Here is an 18,039-nt window from a genome sequence, read left to right as displayed (position 1 = left end):
CACGAACGTCCCTAGTATCCCGAGCGGATCAGCGCGAAGCCGTCATCGTAGTGGTTGGTGTAGTAGACCTCGCCCAGAGCGCCCATGACCAGCCGCCCGCTCTTGCGGTGCTCCCCCGGTTTCGTGGGCCACACATCGGTTTCCACGTAGTACTTGTCGGACTTGGGAGGCAGGCCGCCACCCCGGTAGATCCCGTCCCCACGCCTGCTGCCGCCCTGCAACACGCCGGCGGGCGGCGTGCCGAACTTGTCGAAGTGCTCCACCACGCTCCGGACCTGGTCGCGCAGGGCCGGGTCGTGGAACGGCAGGGCCAGCTTGCCGGAGTTCCCGACCATGTGCCGACCGGCGTCGCCGAGGTGCGCCGCGTCGCCGGAGAGCTCGCCGAGCTTCGCGCCCTTGGCGAGCTTGCCGCCGGGGATGATCGCCATCGCGGACCACAGGCAGCCCTCGATCGAACCGTCCTCGAAGCAGGCGCTGATGTCGTCGACACCGAGCAGCATCATCAGGAAGTCACCGACCGCCCGGTTCTGCCGGGCCGTGTCGGCGGGGTTCGGCGGGTCGCACTCCGGACCCGTCCGGTCCCAGGTCCCGTTGTCGACGCAACCGTTCTTCTCGCCCCAGTACTGCTCGTACTCCTCCTGGGTCGGGAAGTCCTCGCGGTTGTGCCGCTGGCCTGCGCCCGACTCCGGGTCCATGCGGAACTTGTTCGCCGCGTTGGTCGCGGTGATCTCGGAGGGCGCCGCCACCGTGTCGGCGACCTTGCCCAGCAGGGTGCCCGGGTCGACCGTCAGCGACCGCTGGAGTCGACGGTAGCTCTCGTTGACGTCGTCGACCGGCTCCTGGTAGTCGCCCACCTCGTGGGACCACGCGTGCGGCGCGGACGAGACCGGCGGGGTGTACGTCGAGCCGTACAGCGGCGTGCGCATGGCCTGCGGGATCGGCCGCGGGTTGGTGCGGGCGCTGTTGCGGGCCTCCTTCCGGGCGGCGATCGCCGGGTCGGGCTTCGGCTTGGGCTTCGTGGCGTTCTTGCGCCCGCCGCCCTTCCCGCCGGCCTTGCCGCCCTTCATGCTGGTGCCCTTGCCGCCCTTCATGGTGGTGGTGGAGCTGCCGGCGCACCCGTTGGACGCCTTGCTCGCCGTGCCGCCGGAACAGCAGCGGGGGGCGCGCGTCTGGATTCTCGGGTCCACCCCGCCGCCGCCGCAGGTGCTGCCGCCCACGCCGCCGTCGTCGCTCGGCGGGGTCATGTGGCAGTCCGCGGACTGGTTGCCGCTGAACGGGTCCCACCAGCTCGGCGTGCAGGTCCAGCCCGGCGGCAGCGAGTTGTGCCCGGACGGGTCCGTGAAGTTCACCGGCGACGAGGACCCGTAGCCGTACCGGTTCGCCATCGCCGACGGGGAGGTGGGCAGCGAGGCGTCGTCCCGGCTGTCGAACGCGCCGCTCGCCGGGTCGTACCACCGCGCGCCCATGTTGACCTGGCCGGTCTCGGGATCGGTGTGGTCGCCCTGGAAGCCGAGCGGGCGCTTCGCCCCGCCGACCGCCGTCACCGCGCCGAACGGGTCGTAGGACGCGGAATCGGCCAGCGCGGTCGGCCCGGTCGCCGGGTCGAAGCCGCCGACGACGTCGCCGTGCGCGTCGGCCACCGTGAGCCGCTGGTCCGCGCCGGACGCCAGCGCGATCACCTCGCCGGACGGGTCGCGGCTGAACGTGGCCGAGCCGTCCGAGGCCAGGTCGTTGCCCGGACCGCTGTAGGAGAACCCGGTCGCGTCCCGCGTGGCGACCCGGTCCAGCGCGTCGTAGGTGTAGTGGGTCGCGCCCTGCGCGGTCATCCGGTCGAAACCGTCGAAGGCGAAGGGGACGACGGTCGTCCCGGTGGTCTTCGTCGCGCGCGTTCCCCGTGGGGTGTAGGTGTAGCTGCTGGCCCCGTCGGTCAGGAGGCGGTCGCGTTCGTCGTACTGCGCGGTCTTGTCGCCGACGCGGGTGCGGTTCCCGGCCGCGTCCCAGCCGTAGGCGACACCGTTCCACGACGTGAGGCGTCCGGCGAAGTCGTAGCCGTAGGTCTGCGTCCCCGCGCCCGCGACACCGGTGGTGGTCTTGCCGGTGAGCCGGTCCGCCAGGTCGTAGCCGTAGGCGGTGGACGCCGCCGTGCCCACCGCGTCGGTCTTGAGCCGGCCCAGCTCGTCGTAGTCGAACCTGCGCACGCCCCGGCCGCCGTAGTCGACGGTCGACAGCGCGCCCGCTTCGTCGTAGCCCAGCGTCTGCACGGTGCCGGTGATGCCGTCGCGGAGGGTCTTCAGCCGCCCGTCGAGGTAGGTGAAGGCCGAGGTGCCGGAGGCGTCGGCGCGGGAGAGCAGGTCGCCGTCCCCGTTGTAGCGGAACGACGAGGCGCCCGACGGGCCGGCGGTGTCGAGCAGCGCGCCGCGGTCGTCGTAGGAGAAGGTGTTGCCACCCGCCCGGACGAGCCGCCCGAGGTCGTCGTAGTCGAGCACGCGCTCGGCGGTGTCGGGGGCGGTTTCCGCGCGCAGCAGGCCGAGCAGGTCGAACGTGCGGTCACGGCGCACACCGCCCGGCGCCACCGTGCTCACCGGGTTGCCCGCGGCGTCGTAGGACGTGGTCCAGGTGCGGTCGCCGGGCGCGGGGTGGGCGGTGGTCGACGGCTCCACCACCGACTCCGGCAGGTCCCAGCTGGTGAACGTCGTCCACGTGCTGTGCTCGCGGCCGTTGGTGAACCTGGTGGGGTTGCCGACGATGTCGTAGCCGAACGAGGTCGTGAGGGACTCGCCCGCCGCCACCGGCTCGGTCTGCCGGGTGACGCGGCCGAGCGCGTCGACCGCCACCTCCGTGACCCGCTGCTCCGGGTCGGTGTGGGAGATCGCGTTGCCCGCCCGGTCGTAGCCCGTGGCGGTCTGGCGCAGCAGGCCGCCGGTCGGGGCGATGTCGAGGCTCTTGACCGCCCTCCCCGCCTGGTCGTACTGGACGCGGCGGGTCCGCCCGAGGCCGTCCACCGACTTCACCGGGCGGCCCGCCCGGTCGTAGCCGAGCCGGGTGCGCACGCCCGCGCCCGAGGTGAACGTGATCGGGTCGCCCGCGGCGTCGTAGTCGATCTTGTCGACCACCCCGCCCGGTGACGTGGTCGTCGCGAGCTCCCCGGTGTCGCGGTAGGAGAAGCGGGTCGTGTACGTGCCGGGCGTCGGCTTGCGCTCCAGGACGGAGAGCGTGTCCATCCGGCCGAACTCGTCGTAGGTGCGTTCGGTCCGCGCGCCGGTCGGTCCGGTCACCGCGAGCAGTTCGCCGACCCTGGTGTAGGTGTAGGCGGTCGTACCGCCCGCTTCACCGGGGACGTCCCACTTCGGCGCCACCGAGGACACCAGCCGGCCGAGCTGGTCGTAGGTGAACCGGCTCACCGCGCCGCGCGGGTCGGTGGTCTCGGTGACGTTGCCGAGTTCGTCGTAGGCGGTGCGCCACACGGCCTTGATCGGCTCGGTCGCGCCCGGCGGCGTGTAGTCCGGCAGGTGCGTGGCGACCTGGCGGCCGAGCTTGTCGTGGTCCACGTGGGTGGTGCGGCCCGCCGCGTCGCGGGCGTCCACGACGGACCCGGACACGTCGTAGCCGAGGGTCGTGACGGCCCGCTTGGTCTCCGGTTGCGCGCCGAGCCGTTCGGCGGTGACCGGCGGCGTGGACGCGGTGACCAGCCTGCCGAGTTCGTCGTAGCCGAACAGCGAGGTGTGCGCGTCGCCGGCCCGCGGGTCGGTCGACGAGGTCAGCAGGCCGCGCTGGTCGTACCCGTAGTTCGTGACCAGCCGGTCCGCGCCGAGCCACACGGTCTGCGAGGTCTGCCGGCCCGCCTGGTCGTAACCGAACTCGGTGGTCTCGCTGACACCGTCGTCCAGGACGCCGGTGTTCGACTCGTTGCCGGTGCGCACGACCTTGGTGACGTTGCCGTTGGGGTCGTAGGACAGCACCGAGCGCCGCTTCAGCCCGGCGGGGTCGGCGGTGGTGGCGGTGAGCCTGCCGGTGGCGTCGTACTCGAACGCCGACACGCGCTCGCCGGCCTGCGTGCTGCGGGTCAGGTGGCCAGCGGCGTCGTAGGTGTTGTCCTCCAGCACGATCTCGCGCGAACCCGCCGCGACCACCTGGCGCAGCAGGTCGTCGGAGTAGTAGCGGTACCGGGTGGCGCGGCCCATCGCGTCGGTCTCCCGGACGAGCCGGCCCGCCAGGTCGTACGCGTAGGAGGCCAGGACGAGCTGCTCGGTCGGCGGCGCGTCGCCGGGGTCGCTGTTCCACCCCTTCACCCGCACCTCGGCGAGCTTGTTGCGGGCCGTGTAGGCGTACTCGAAGTTGACGCCCGCGGCGTTCACCATCGACGTGAGATTCCCGAACACGTCGTAGCGGTAGCTGGTCTCGTGCCCCTCGGCGTTCCTGGTGAGCGCGACGCGACCGCGGTCGTCGTGCTCCACGGTGGACGACCGGGTGACGGCACCGCCGGTCAGGTCTTCGAGTTGGACGCGTTCGGGCCTGCCGTCGACGTCGTAGGCCGTGGTGGTGCGCGACTGCTGCCGGGCTCCGGTCACGGCGTTGGTCGTCGCGGCCGTCGTGACCGACGTGCGGCGGGACAGCTTGTCGTAGGTGTAGGTGGTCGTCACGCCGCCGGGGTGGGCGGTGGAGATTTGGGTCGAGGACGTCCTGCGCCCCAGGGCGTCGTAGGTGAAGCGGGTGGCGAACCCGCTCGGGGTGCGCACTTCCGCGAGGTCGCCGTTGCGGAAGTAGGAGTAGACCGTCTGCGCGTTGCGCGCGTCGGTGGAGGTGTGCACGAGGCCCGCCGGCGTGCTGCCACCGCCGAACGCGGGCGTGGTCGCCGTGGTGTAGGTGTGGCGCACCACGGCCCCGTCCGGCGTCGTCTGCGATTCCAGGTCGCCGCGCGAGGTGTAGGTGTAGAGCGTGCGGTAGGTCGTGTCGGTGGCCGACGCCGAGCGCGGGTCGCGCGCCGAGATCAGCTTGTCCAGCCGGGGATCGGTGAGGTTGTCGCTGTTGTAGTACTCGAAGTGCGCGGTCTGGCAGTCGGTCGGCCCGGTGCGGCACGTCTTGCGGGAACGGATGTTGCCGCGGTCGTCCTGCACGAGGGTGACGGTGTTGCCGTTCTCGTCGGCGATCGTGCTCTGGAAGCCGTTGGCGTCGTAGTGGTAGCTGCGCGCGCCCTGCGCCTCGACCGGCGGGAACGAGCCGGGGCCGCCGTCGGTGGGCACGTCGCAGAACACCGGTTCGCCCGGCGGCGGTGTGGTGCACGACGGCGGTGGTCGGGTGGCCGTCGTGGTGGGCGGCAGGTCTTCCGGGCGGGTGGAGGTGCCCAGCGGGGCGAGGTAGCGCACGATCCGACCGCGCAGCGGGTCGAAGTCGTAGTAGTGGGCGCGGTTCGCGGGGTCGGTGAGCCGAACGGTGCGGATGATGTTCGTCGGCGGACCGGACACCGCCGGCACCGAGAGCTTCCAGGTGCCGCCGTTGTGGTCGACGTACTCGCGCACCCGGTCGGCGGCGGTGTCGTAGTCCAGGCGGGCGGCGACCCGGCCGCTGGGCAGCTTCACCTCGGCGACGTGGTCGGTGGCCTCCCTGGCGCGGAAGTGGTCCCGCACCGCGGGCGCGCCGAGCGGGTGCTGGTAGACCGCGACCTCGTCGACCTGGCCGGCGAACCACTTGCGCGTGCCGCCGGAGAACGCCGCGCCGATCTGGCTGTAGGCCATCTCGGAGGTGTCGATGACCCCGGCGCGGGTGCTCACCTGCTGCCCGTCCAGGTACAGCGTCTGGGTGGTCAGCGAGCCGGTGAGCACGACGTGGTGCCAGCGGCCGTCGTTCACCGGGCCCGCGCTGGGCGGCGGGAACGGGATGACGCCGGGGAAGCGGCCGGTGAGCTTGCCGTCCGCGCCGACCTCCAGCAGCGTCGCCGAGGTCGGGTTGTCGTTCTCACCCAGCGGTTTGAGCTGCGCGCCCAGCAGCGGGCCGCCGGTCGTGGTCTTGAACCACAGCTCGACGGTCAGCTCGCGGGTCCGCCGGACCAGGCCGTCGGGCAGCCTCATCACCGACGAGCCGCCGTTGAAGCCGGCCGCCTTGTCGTCGGTGCCGGACAGCGCGCCCTCCCCGCCGAGCGCGACATCGGTCAGCCGCGCCTTGTCCGCGCCGAGGTTGATGCCGATCTGGCTGACGGCGTTGTCCCCGCCCCGGTCGCCGAGCCGCCAGTAGGCGTCCGGCTTGGCGTCGAGGACCGTGCTGCGGTAGTGGGACCCCGCGGTGTGGGAGTACCTGGTGCACCCGTCGTCCGGGTCGCACACCGAGGTCAGGCGGTCGCCCTCGTAGGTGTAGTTCCAGGTCGACCCGCCCGCCGTGACCGAGGCGACGTGGTCGCCCTGCCACGTGAACTCCAGCTTGCGACCGTTGGCGCGGTCGGTGGCCGCGGCGAGCCGCCCGCCGGTGTAGGTCAGTTCCTGGTGGCGCTGAGCGCGGTCGATGATGCCGGTCAGCCTGCCGTCGCCGCCGAACACGTAGGTCGTGCCGTTCTTGTCCGCCAACGTCCAGCCGCCCTCGGGCTGCGGCACGAGCGTCGCGTACCTGCCCTGCGGCGGTGCGAGCCGGCCGCCCACCGGGTTGCCCGAGCCGTCCTTGTTGGCGCCGAACCGGACCTGCTGGCCGTCCGGGTAGCTGACGACGACGTTGCCGGAGCCGTCGCCGTCCGGCGTGACGCGCATGTCGTAGACGGTCGACCAGCCCGCGCCGAACGCGTTGTCACGCCTCGGGTCCAGGCTGTTGTAGGTGCGGGCGACGGTCAGCGACGGGCCGGGCGTGCCCAGCGAGGCGTCGACCGCGCCGGTGGTGTAGTTGCCCACCTGCGGGTCGACGTCGGTCGACCGGCCGCCGTAGGGCGCGTTGCCCAGGTGCGCGGTGATCTCCGGTTGCGGCACGGCGGTCAGCAGGGTGCTGAACGGCAGCTTCTCGTTCTCGGAGGCGCCGTCGAACGCGAACGCCCGCCAGAGGTAGCTCCGGCTCCAGAACAGCTTGCCGTGCGGGATGGTCCACGTCGCCTTGGCCAGGCGCCCGGAGTCGAAGCAGTTGCGCTTGTCGGAGTCGCACACCTCGAAGCGGTACTGCAACGAGCCGTTCGGCGGCGCGTCGACGTCCAGCGCCCTGGCCCACAGGCTGGGGGTGAGCGTCGGCGCGGAGTAGCCGTTGGGCGGGTACTGCTCCTTGATCACCGGTGGCACGTCGATGACCTGGAACGCCAGCGCGGCGGGCGGGATCTGCTCGTCGGTGAAGAACGCGACCCCGCGCTTGATCATGGTGAACTCGAACCGGTAGCTGCCCGGCGGTGTCGCGTTGATCGTCGCGTCCAGCTCGACCGTCCCGCCGCGCTCGACCACCGACGGCAGCGCGGCGGACTCCGACCAGCCGAGGTACTGGCCGTTCGCGCCGAAGTACCGGTACGCCAGGGCGTAGATGCCGGGCGTCCACTTCTCCGCGCCGAGGTTGGTGACCTCGATCCGGACCTTGCCCGCCCGGGTGCGGGTCACCGGCGGCTCGGGCACCGGGCGCAGGAACTTGTAGGAGGCGTTGTAGGGCGTGTGGGTCACGGCCAGGCGCGGCGGGTTCGCGGTGCCCGCGCCGGTGAAGACCTTCCAGCTCTTGGGGTCGGTCTCCGAGCCGCGCACCGACAGGCCGTGGTTGGCCTGCGCGCCGGTCACCCAGCGCTGCACCAGGTCGCGGCCGTCGTCGCCGAGCGCGACGGTCTCCGTCGTCGACGGGCACCGGGACTTGGTGCTGCCGGAAGCGATGTAGCCGTGCGCGAAGCTCGACGACGCGAGCGCGTCGCCGACCGCCGGCCCCGGGTACTTGTGGGAGTTGTTCGCCGTCCACGGCACCACGACCGGGTGCACGGTGATGGGCCGGGCGCTGCACGACGACGACTGGTAGTTGAGCAGCGACAGGTTGGCGCCGAAGATCTTGTGGTTGCGCAGCGCGTCCTCGACGCCGGGGAACGACAGGTAGCTCGCGGCCGTGCTGACCGACGACCGGCCGACCTTCAGGTCGCCGTCGACGCGGCTGAAGTTGTTGCCGTTGTTGTCGCGCTGCACGTACATGCTCGACGCGGCGGCGCGCATGTCGACCGGGGGGTCGACCGACACCGGGTAGGCGCGCGCCGGGTCGTCCAGCCAGGCCGCGTCGAGGTCCATGCGCAGCGCCGGCTTCCCGTCGTGCCGCACCAGCTCGTAGGTCACGCCGTAGGAGGTGGGCACCGCGCCCGACTCGTCCGGCGGTGACGCGTCGGTCATGAAGCCGTCGGGGATGTGCGCCCGGCGCACGCCCTTCTCGTCGTGGAGCAGCACCCCGCCGTCGACCCGTTCGGCGGTCAGGCCGGTCAGGGTGAGCGGGAACAGCCAGGAACGCGGCGCGTTCGGCGTGTTCAGCCGCACGACCTCCTTGAGCAGGCCCGGTTCCGAGGTGACGGTGAGATCGGCGTCGGGCCGCACGCCCCGGTAGGTGACGCTGTTGCCGGACACCTCGCCGGGCACCTCCGCCGCGTCCGCGACGCCGAACTCGATCGCGTGCCCGTCATCCAACGCAGCCCGCACGACACCGGACGCGGCGGCGCGCGGCGCGGCGACGATGGAGACCTGGTCGGCGTTGTTGCGCCAGCCCTCGCCCTTCTCCTTCGGCACGAACGCCGGGTCGACGGGCTGCCAGCTCCCGTCGGCGGCCCGGTAGTTGACGGGCACCTCGGAGAACTCGGTGGTCTGCGTGCCGTCGCCGTTGCGGAACGTGCGCTGCGACCGACCGCGCAGCTCCGGGATCTCGGTGCTGGTGGCCTGGTCGAAGCCCCGCACCTGCGGCACGGGGTCGACCACCTCCACCGCGTTGGCCGCCGGCGCGGGGTCGGCCTGGCCCTCCACCGGCGGGTACTGCGACTGCAACGACACCGGGTCCGCCGTGTTGCCCTTGCCGTCACCGTCCTCGTGGGGCAGCCCGTCCGCGCTGCCCCACCGCTGCGCGGGCCCCGAGGCGGGGGCGGCGACCTCGGCGTAGCGCGGCCACAGTCGGCCCAGCTCGGGGCCGAAGACCCCGACGACCAGCGCGACCGCGAGCAGCAGGGCCGTCCAGCGCCGCGTCGGCGGCACGGGAGCGGGCAGGAAGGCGTTGGAGCGCGAACGGAAAACCGGCACGGCAGGACTCCCCCGGTGGCCTTCTGGGCGGACGGACTAGCGGGCGGCGGTCAGCGGCAGGTCGACGAAACCCGCACCGCCGAGGGCCGCGTGGGCGCCCGACTGGGCGCGTCGCAGCCTGGGCGCGTCGTTGAGGTCGCGGAACGCGACCACCCACGCGTTCCGCGCGGGCACCGCCACCGCCGTCGGGTCGGTGGACGACTGCTCGGCGTAGTCGGTGATCTCCCGCCAGGGCCTCCAGCCCGACGAGCCGATCGAGAGCTGACCGGTGTTGTGGACGTAGCCGTCGGTCCCCCGGACGACGACCTCGTACAGCCCGTTCGGGGCGAGGAGCGCGGACGGGTCGCCCGCCGCCGTGATGCCCGGAATGACCGTCCAGGACCCGAACGCGTTCGGGCTCGTCTCGGCCAGCGTCCGGACGGTGCCGTCCGCGGCTCGCGCGAACAGCCTGCGCAGCCCGCTGCCGTCCACGACCACCGAGGCCCGGCCGGTGAAGCCGGTGCCCGGCAACGTCGTCCACGCGCCGTTCAGCACGCTGGTCAGGTAGCTCCCGGAGCGGGTGCGCGCGGTGAGGTGCCAGGTGTCGCCGGCGCGCACCGTCGTCAGGGCCTGCGGCGCGAGGTCGTGGCAGCCCTGGTGCCACCAGCCGAGGCGTTCGTTCTCGTTGCGGAACGCGCGCCGCCACAGGCAGCCGGCGTCGTCCACGGCGAACGCGTTGAACTCGTCGCCCGCCCGGATCAGCGCGGGCGAGCCCGCGGCGAAGCCGCCCACGTGGGCCGTCGGCCCCCACGCCCCGTTCGACGCCACCTGGCGGTTCGACCGGAGGTCGCCGTCGAGGCCGAGCGCGAGCAGCCGGACGCGGTCGTCCGGGCCGTCCACGGCGGCGGGAGTGCCGGTGACGCCGAGGTTGCCCGGTATCGCGGCGAACCCGAACGGCGCGCCGCCGGTCAGGTCGGTGACCTGGGCGTTGACCGTGCGGTTCGACTCGTCGACGTAGGAGTAGTCGAGCCGGCCGTCGGCGGCCACCAGCAGGTTCGCCGGCGCGTGCGGCACGGCGGGCACGACGGGCCGGGTCGGCAGGCCGTTCGGGATCGCCTTGCACGAGTCGCTGGTCGCTTCGATCCGCAGGTCCGCCCGCCAGGTGGAGCCGACGGTGCGGCCGGAACCCGTCACGAACCCGCCGTTGGCGTAGCGGTACCACTTCAGCGTGTTGTTGCTCTCCAACACGTAGAAGATGTCGCCGCCCACCCCGGCGGCGTCGGTGAACCGGTCCCAGCCGCCGGCGCCGACCTGGTGCGCGTGCTCGATCCAGCGCTCGCTGGCCGCGTCGTACTGGAACCGGAAGAGGTTGCCCACCTGCGACTCCCGCGCGTACAGCACGCCGGGCCCGGCCGCGATGAGCATGTCGTACCGGGCGAGCGTCCACTTGGCGCCGCCGTCGATCAGCCGGGTGTTCCAGGTGCGCGTGGCCTCGTCGAACCGCGCCCAGGTCAGGCCCCGGCCCAGCTCGAAGTAGTAGAAGTCGCCGAGCTCGTCCACCGCGATCCGGTTGCGACCGGCCGCCCCTCCGGCGAACTGGAGGCCGAGGCCCGGCAGCTGCTGCGGCCGGCCGCCGTCGGCCCAGCCCGACGCCGTCCAGCGGTAGCGGTACAGCTCCTTGCCGGGGGTGACGTGGTACACCAGGCCGTCGGGTCCCGCGAAGAGGTTGCCGTCCCAGCCCACGCCGATGCCCTGGCCCGTCGACCAGGCGCCCGCCTCGACGCCGGTCTCCGGCTCGGAGTGCCGGGTCAGCGTCAGGCCGTTGTACACGTCGGCGAGGAAGAAGGGCACGTCGGACCGGCACGTCACGGCCTGCGCCGTGACCGGATCGGCGGTGGCGGTCCCCACCGACATCAGCGACGACGCCATGACCAGCACCGACAGCAGGGTGAATCTTCGCGACAACACCTGGGGCTCCCCCTCGGACGACCGGAACTGCGGATTCCATGCGTAGTGGCAGCTACGTTGTCCAAGGCCCAAAGACGATCGTCGGACAACAACGTCCGAACACCGACCCGGAGGTTGTGGTGCCGAGAGCCGAGCGTCCGCTGGACGCCGAGGGGTCCGCGCTGACCGAGTTCGCGGGTGGACTGCGGCGGCTGCGGGACCTGGCGGGTGGTCCGTCCTACCGCGAGCTGGCCGGGCGGGCGCACTTCTCGGCGTCGTCGCTCGCCGAGGCCGCCGGGGGCCGCAAGCTGCCGACGCTGGACGTGACGCTGGCCTACGTGCGCGCGTGCGGCGGCGACGCGGGCGAGTGGGAGGCCCGGTGGCGCGGCGTGGCCGCGGAGCTCGCCGGGACCGCCGGCGACAGCGCGCCCTACGTCGGGCTGGCGGCGTTCGGGGAGGGCGACGCCGCGCGGTTCTTCGGCCGGGACGCCCTGGTCAGCGAGCTGTGCTCGCTGGTCGCCGCACGGCGGGCCGTGGCGGTCATCGGGCCGTCCGGGTCCGGGAAGTCGTCACTGCTGCACGCGGGGCTCGTGCACGCGCGCGGGACGCGGCCGACCGTCGTGATCACGCCCGGCCGCCGACCGTTGCCCCGGTTGGCCGAGATCACCGGCCGGCCGGACGAGTTGGTGGTCGTCGACCAGTTCGAGGAGCTGTTCACCCTCTGCCACGACCAGGACGAGCGCGTCCGGTTCGTGGTGTCGCTCCTGGAGCACCACGTCGTGATCGGGGTGCGCGCGGACTTCTACGCCCACTGCGCCCAGCACCCGGAGCTGGTGGACGTGCTGCGCGACGGCCAGCTCCTGGTCGGCCCGATGTCCGCCGACGAGCTGCGCGCGGTGATCACCGGCCCGGCCACGGCCGCCGGCTACCGCCTGGAGAACCAGTTGGTGCCCGCGGTCGTCGCGGACGCCGTCGGCAGGCCCGGCGTGCTCCCGCTGCTCTCGCACGCCCTGTTGGAGACCTGGCGGCGCAGGCGGGGCAACATGCTCACCCTCGCCGGGTACCGGGAGGCGGGCGGCATCACCGACGCGATCGCCCGCACCGCCGAGGCCGCCTACGACGCGCTCTCGCCCGGTCAGCGGCAGCTCGCACGGGACGTGTTCGTCCGCCTGGTCGCGCTCGGCGACGGCACCGAGGACACCAAGCGCAGGCTCAACCGCGGCGAACTCGACCCGGACACCGCGCCCGTGCTGGAGCACCTGGCCCGCGCGCGGCTGATCACGCTCGACCGCACCGGCGTGGAGATCACCCACGAAGCGCTCGTGCGAGGCTGGCCGCGGATGCGGGACTGGCTCGCCGACGACCGCGACGGGCTGCGCAGGCGCCGCGAGCTGACCGACGCCACCGACGCCTGGGAGGCGCACGACCGCGACCCCGGCTCGCTGTACCGGGGCACGCGGCTGGCGCTGGCCCGCGAACTGCCCCGGCTCACCGCCCGCGAACGCGCGTTCGTGGACGCCGGCGTGGCCCTCGAACTCGCCGAGCAGGCCACCGGGCGGCACCGGGCGAAGCGCATGGGGTACCTGGTCGCCACGCTGGTGGTGCTGCTGGTCGTCAGCATGGTCGCGACCGCGTACGCGGTGCGGGCGCGGAGCGCGGTGACCGCGCAGCGCAACGCGGCGCTGGCGCACAAGGTCGCCGTCGAAGCCGTCGGGCTGCGCACCGCGAACCCGGCGCTGGCGGCGCAGCTCGGCTTGAGCGCGTACCGCCTGAACCCCACGCCCGAAGTGCGTGACGGGCTGCTGAGCACGCTCGCGACCACGGTGATGGGGCACCGCGACTACGTCAACGCGGTGCTGTTCACCCCGGACGGCAGGCACCTCGTGACCGGGAGCAGGGACCGCACCGTGCGGTTGTGGGGGCCGGCGGGAGAGCCCGGCCCCGTGCTGGAGACCGGGCACGACGGCACCGTCTTCTCCGTCGCGCTGAACCACGACGGGACCCGCCTGGCCACCGGCAGCGGCGACCGGACCGTCCAGCTGTGGGACCTGCCGTCCGGCACGAAGCTCGCCACGCTGCGCGGGCACGCCGACGCGGTGTGGTCGGTGGCGTTCAGCCCGGACGGCCGCACCCTCGCGTCCGGCAGTTGGGACCACACCGTCCGGTTGTGGGACGTGGCCACCGGCCGGGAGGTCGCCGTGCTGGGCGGGTTCGCCCTCAACGTCAAGCCCGTCGCGTTCAGCCCCGACGGGCGGCTGCTGGCCGCGGGCAGCGACGACCGGACCGTGCGCGTGTGGGACGTGAGCCGGCCGGGGCAGCCGGTCGAAGTGGCCGTGCTGTCCGGGCACGGCGACTTCGTGACGACGGTGGCCTACAGCCCCGACGGCCGGCTGCTGGCCACCGGCGGCGACGACCACACCGTGCGGCTGTGGAACGTGCGGGGCTTCCGGCCCGAGGCCGTGCTGACCGGTCACGACGACGTGGTCATGTCGGTGGCGTTCAGCCCCGACGGCCGCACCCTCGCCTCCACCGGGACCGACCGCACCGTGCGGCTGTGGGACGTGGACAGCCGCACCGGACGCGCGGTGCTGACCGGTCACCAGGGAGCGGTGACCTCGGTGGCGTTCGCCCCGGACGGGACCATGTCCACCGGCAGCACCGACCGGACCGCGCACATCTGGGACCTCGACGTGGCCGACGCGGAAGCCCTCGCCTGCCGTGCCGCGCCGCGGATCACCGCCGCGGAGTGGGAGAAGCACCTCCCGGACGTCGAGTTCCAGCCGCCTTGCTGAACACCGGGGCCGGGCCCGCGCGCACCAGCGGGGGCGACGGTCGCGGGCGGATCTCGCCCGCGACGGTGCGGTCCGCGGCAGGCTGATCGACGACCCCCCGCGTCGGCTTGGGCCTGGCGGTGGCCGACGCCCACCGGATCGACGAGACAAGGGTGGCCCGTCCTCCGCGACCGCCTCGCGCAAGCCTTCCGACACCCTCCGCCGCGCGGTCGGACCTGTGCGGGCGAACGCGGTGGACCGGCTCGATACCCTGGCCGATGCCGCACCCGCACGTCACGTGACCAGGGAGTTCCGTTGCCCGACAAGTCGCCGTACACGCCGCTGCCGCCCCATGCGCACCTCCCCGCGGTGGATCACGAGGTGCTCGGCTTCTGGCGTGCGCGGAACATCTTCGAGCGCAGCGTCGAGCGCACGGGTGACGGCCCCGAGTGGGTGTTCTACGAAGGGCCGCCCACCGCCAACGGCAAACCCGGCACGCACCACGTCGAGGCGCGCGTGTTCAAGGACGTCTTCCCCCGGTTCAAGACCATGAAGGGCTTCCACGTGCCCCGCCGGGCGGGGTGGGACTGCCACGGACTGCCCGTGGAGATCGCGGTCGAGAAGGAGCTCGGGCTCTCCGGCAAGCAGGACATCGAGAAGGTCGGCATCGGGGAGTTCAACGCCCGCTGCCGCGAGTCCGTGCAGCGGTACGTCGGCGAGTTCGAGGAGATGACCGACCGCGTCGGCTACTGGGTGGACATGTCCGACGCCTACTGGACCATGTCGCCCGAGTACGTCGACAGCGTCTGGTGGGCGCTGAAGCGGATCAACGACCGCGGGCTGCTGGTGCGTGACCACCGCATCGCCCCCTACTGCCCGCGCTGCGGCACGGGGCTGTCCGACCACGAGGTCGCGCAGGGGTACGAATCGGTCGTCGACCCCTCCGTGTACGTGCGGATGCCCGTGGACGGCGAAGTGGCCGGCGCGGCGGGCGCGGAGCTGCTGATCTGGACCACCACGCCGTGGACGCTGGTGTCCAACACCGCCGTGGCGGTGCACCCGGACACGGCGTACGTCGTGGCGCGCACCGCCGACGGGGTGTTCGTCGTGGCGGAGCCGCTGCTGGCCGCCGTCCTGGGCGAGGGCGCCGAGGTGCTCGCCTCGCTGCGCGGCGAGCAGCTGGCCGGCGTCCGGTACCGCGCGCCGTTCGACCTGGTCGACATCCCGGACGCGCACGTCGTCATCACGGCCGACTACGTCACCACCGAGGACGGCACGGGCCTGGTGCACCAGGCGCCCGCCTTCGGCGCCGACGACCTGGCCGCCTGCCGCCGCCACGGCCTGCCGGTGGTCAACCCGATCGGTGAGGACGGCCGCTTCCTGGACGACGTCGGCTTGGTGGGCGGCGTCTTCTTCAAGGAGGCGGACGCCCTGCTCACCGCCGACCTGGAGGCCCGCGGCCTGCTGTTCCGCGCCGAGGAGCACGAGCACCAGTACCCGCACTGCTGGCGCTGCCACACCCCGCTGATGTACTACGCGCAGCTCTCCTGGTACATCAGGACCACGGCCAGGCGCGCCGAGCTCCAGCGCGAGAACGAGCGCACCAACTGGCACCCGCGGCACATCAAGCACGGCCGGTACGGCGACTGGCTGGCCAACAACGTCGACTGGGCGTTGTCCCGCAACCGCTACTGGGGTACTCCCCTGCCGGTGTGGCAGTGCGGGAACGGGCACCTGACCTGTGTCGGCTCCCGCTCCGAGCTGGGCGCGCTCGCGGGCGCGGACCTGTCGGACCTCGACCCGCACCGCCCGTTCGTCGACGAGGTGCGGTTCCCCTGCCCCGAGTGCGGCGAGCGCGCGAGCAGGGTGCCGGAGGTCGTCGACGCGTGGTTCGACTCGGGCTCGATGCCGTTCGCGAGCATCGGCTACCCGTACGTCGAGGGCAGCGTCGAGCGGTTCGAGAAGGGCTACCCGGCCCGGTTCATCTGCGAGGCCATCGACCAGACGCGCGGCTGGTTCTACACCCTGATGGCCATCGGCACGCTGGTGTTCGACCGGTCCTCCTACGAGGACGTCGTGTGCCTCGGCCACATCATGGCCGAGGACGGCCGCAAGATGAGCAAGCACCTGGGCAACATCATCGAGCCCGTGCCGCTGATGGAGAAGCACGGCGCGGACGCGCTGCGCTGGTTCATGCTGTGCTCCGGCTCGCCGTGGTCGCCCCGGCGGGTCGGTGACACGCCGCTGGAGGAGATCGTCCGGAAGGTCCTGCTGACCTACTGGAACACCGCCTCGTTCTTCACCCTGTACGCGAGCACCGGCTCGTGGAGCCCGGCCGCCACCGCGTCGCCGGTCGCCGAGCGCGCGGTGAACGACCGCTGGGTGCTCGCGGAGCTGCACGCCCTGGTGTCCGAAGTGGACGCCGCGCTGGAGGACTTCGACACCGCGCGGTCGGGCAAGGCGCTGAGCCGGTTCGTCGACGACCTGTCGAACTGGTACGTGCGGCGGTCCCGCGCCCGGTTCCGGGAGGGCGACCCGGACGCGTTGGCGACCCTGCACGAGTGCCTGCACACGCTCACCAGGCTGCTGGCCCCGTTCGTGCCCTTCGTCACCGAGCACGTGTGGCGGCACGCGATCCGGCCCGGTGACGACACCGCTCCGGAGTCGGTGCACCTGTCGTCCTGGCCGGTTCCCGTCCCGGCGCACCGGGACGACGAGCTGCGCGCGGAGGTGGTCGTCACCCGGCAGGTGGTCGAGGTCGGTCGCGCGGTGCGCAAGTCGAGCAAGGTCCGCAACCGCCAGCCCTTGCGGCGCGCGCTGGTGGCCGTGCCGGGCGGTCGGGAACCGCGCCCCGAGCTGCTCGCCGAGATCGCCGACGAGCTGAACGTGCGCGAGGTGACGCCGCTCGCGCAGGCGGGCGAGCTGGTGGACGTCACCGTCAAGCCGAACTTCCGCGCGCTGGGCCGGAGGTTCGGGCCGCGGACCCGGCAGGTCGCCGAGGCGATCACCGACGCCGACCACGGCGGGCTGGCCCGCGACCTGAAGGCGACGGGCAGCGCGGTCGTCGTCGTCGACGGGGCCGAGGTGTCGTTGACGCCCGAGGACGTGCTGATCACCGAGGTGCCCCGCACGGGGTGGTCGATGATCACCCAGCCGGAGGCCGCCGTGGCGTTGGACACGACCGTGACGCCGGAGCTGCGCCGGGCCGGGCAGGCGCGGGAGGTGGTCCGGCTGGTGCAGGCGGCGCGCAAGGAGGCCGGCTACGCGGTCACCGACCGCGTCCGTCTTTTGTGGACGGCCGAGGGCGAGACGGCGGAGGCGCTGCGGGAGCACGAGCGCGAGATCGCGGACACCGTGCTGGCGGTGGAGGTGGCCGAGCGCGCAGGGGCCACCGAACCCCGCGTGGACGACGAGCTGGGCCTGCGCTTCTGGCTGTCGAAGGCGTGACGGCGGCGCGGTCCGGCGCCGAGCGGGGACCGCGTCGACGTCGGCACCGAGCGGACGGGGCGGAGGCGCGGCGCTCACGGACGGGGAGGCCGGTAGTCCGTGCCGGGGAAGTGCCGTGCCCACTTGAGATCCGACTATCGGAATGGTTGGCCCCGGACAGGGTGACAGCCCGGTCCGGAAACCAGGAGGGCATCGTGCGGCCGCCGGCCGGCGATGCCGGTCTCCTTGCCGACGGCGAGCACGACCACCTGCGGTCGACGCCCGTAAGGTCGGCGTCGGCACCAGGCACGACGGCGACGGGCGGCTCCACCAGGGGCCGCCCGTCGCCGTCCCGGACACCGCGGCGACGGGGAGGCCCGGACGTGCTCCACCGGTGCCGGCGCGGGAACCGTAGGACGCCTGCAAGCGGCGGTATCCGCGCTTCCGTGATCAACCAGCAAGACCGGCGGAACCACGATGACCATGGAATGCAGGCGCCGCGACCGACGGCGGCGTTGCGTCGCTCCCACGCGGCGGACAACGGCAGGCGACCGGTCGGGGCTGTCACCCCGCACCGCTGTCCGGGTCCGGCACGCCGCGGGTGCTGCTGACGCCCGTCCTCGCCGTGGCGCTGCTGGTCGCGGTGACGCGCCTCGCCCCTGCTCGGCTCCCCGGCCGGACCGGGGGCCGACACGCCAGGTAGTCCCGCGGGCCGCCCG

Annotated in this window: 4 protein-coding genes; 2 read left to right on the top strand and 2 right to left on the bottom strand. The window is 73.1% G+C overall.

Features of this window, described 5'->3' with window-relative positions; genetic code table 11:
• Nucleotides 1–11: 11 nt before the first annotated feature.
• Nucleotides 12–9,197 (bottom strand): LamG-like jellyroll fold domain-containing protein, encoded by a 9,186-nt coding sequence (locus C8E97_RS15490; protein ID WP_121006159.1) that lies wholly within the window; start codon nucleotides 9,195–9,197, stop codon nucleotides 12–14.
• A gap of 36 nt (nucleotides 9,198–9,233) precedes the next feature.
• Nucleotides 9,234–11,144 carry a tachylectin-related carbohydrate-binding protein gene (locus C8E97_RS15485; protein WP_121006157.1) on the bottom strand — a complete coding sequence of 637 codons (1,911 nt, stop codon included), beginning with the start codon at nucleotides 11,142–11,144 and terminating at the stop codon, nucleotides 9,234–9,236.
• 119 nt (nucleotides 11,145–11,263) lie between these two features.
• Here C8E97_RS15485 and C8E97_RS15480 point away from each other — a divergent pair, with 119 nt between their 5' ends.
• Both C8E97_RS15480 and ileS read left to right on the top strand, forming a co-directional pair.
• The gene (locus C8E97_RS15480) at nucleotides 11,264–13,915 is read left to right on the top strand and encodes a WD40 repeat domain-containing protein (RefSeq protein WP_147455130.1); all 2,652 of its coding nucleotides are present in this window, start codon (nucleotides 11,264–11,266) and stop codon (nucleotides 13,913–13,915) included.
• Nucleotides 13,916–14,209: 294 nt separating this feature from the next.
• Complete coding sequence (gene ileS / locus C8E97_RS15475) at nucleotides 14,210–17,341, top strand: isoleucine--tRNA ligase (protein ID WP_211347024.1); 3,132 nt, start codon at nucleotides 14,210–14,212, stop codon at nucleotides 17,339–17,341.
• Nucleotides 17,342–18,039 lie beyond the last annotated feature (698 nt).

This window comes from Saccharothrix australiensis, assembly GCF_003634935.1.
GTDB classification, from domain to species: domain Bacteria; phylum Actinomycetota; class Actinomycetes; order Mycobacteriales; family Pseudonocardiaceae; genus Actinosynnema; species Actinosynnema australiense.
This window is presented reverse-complemented; position numbering and strand designations above follow the sequence as displayed.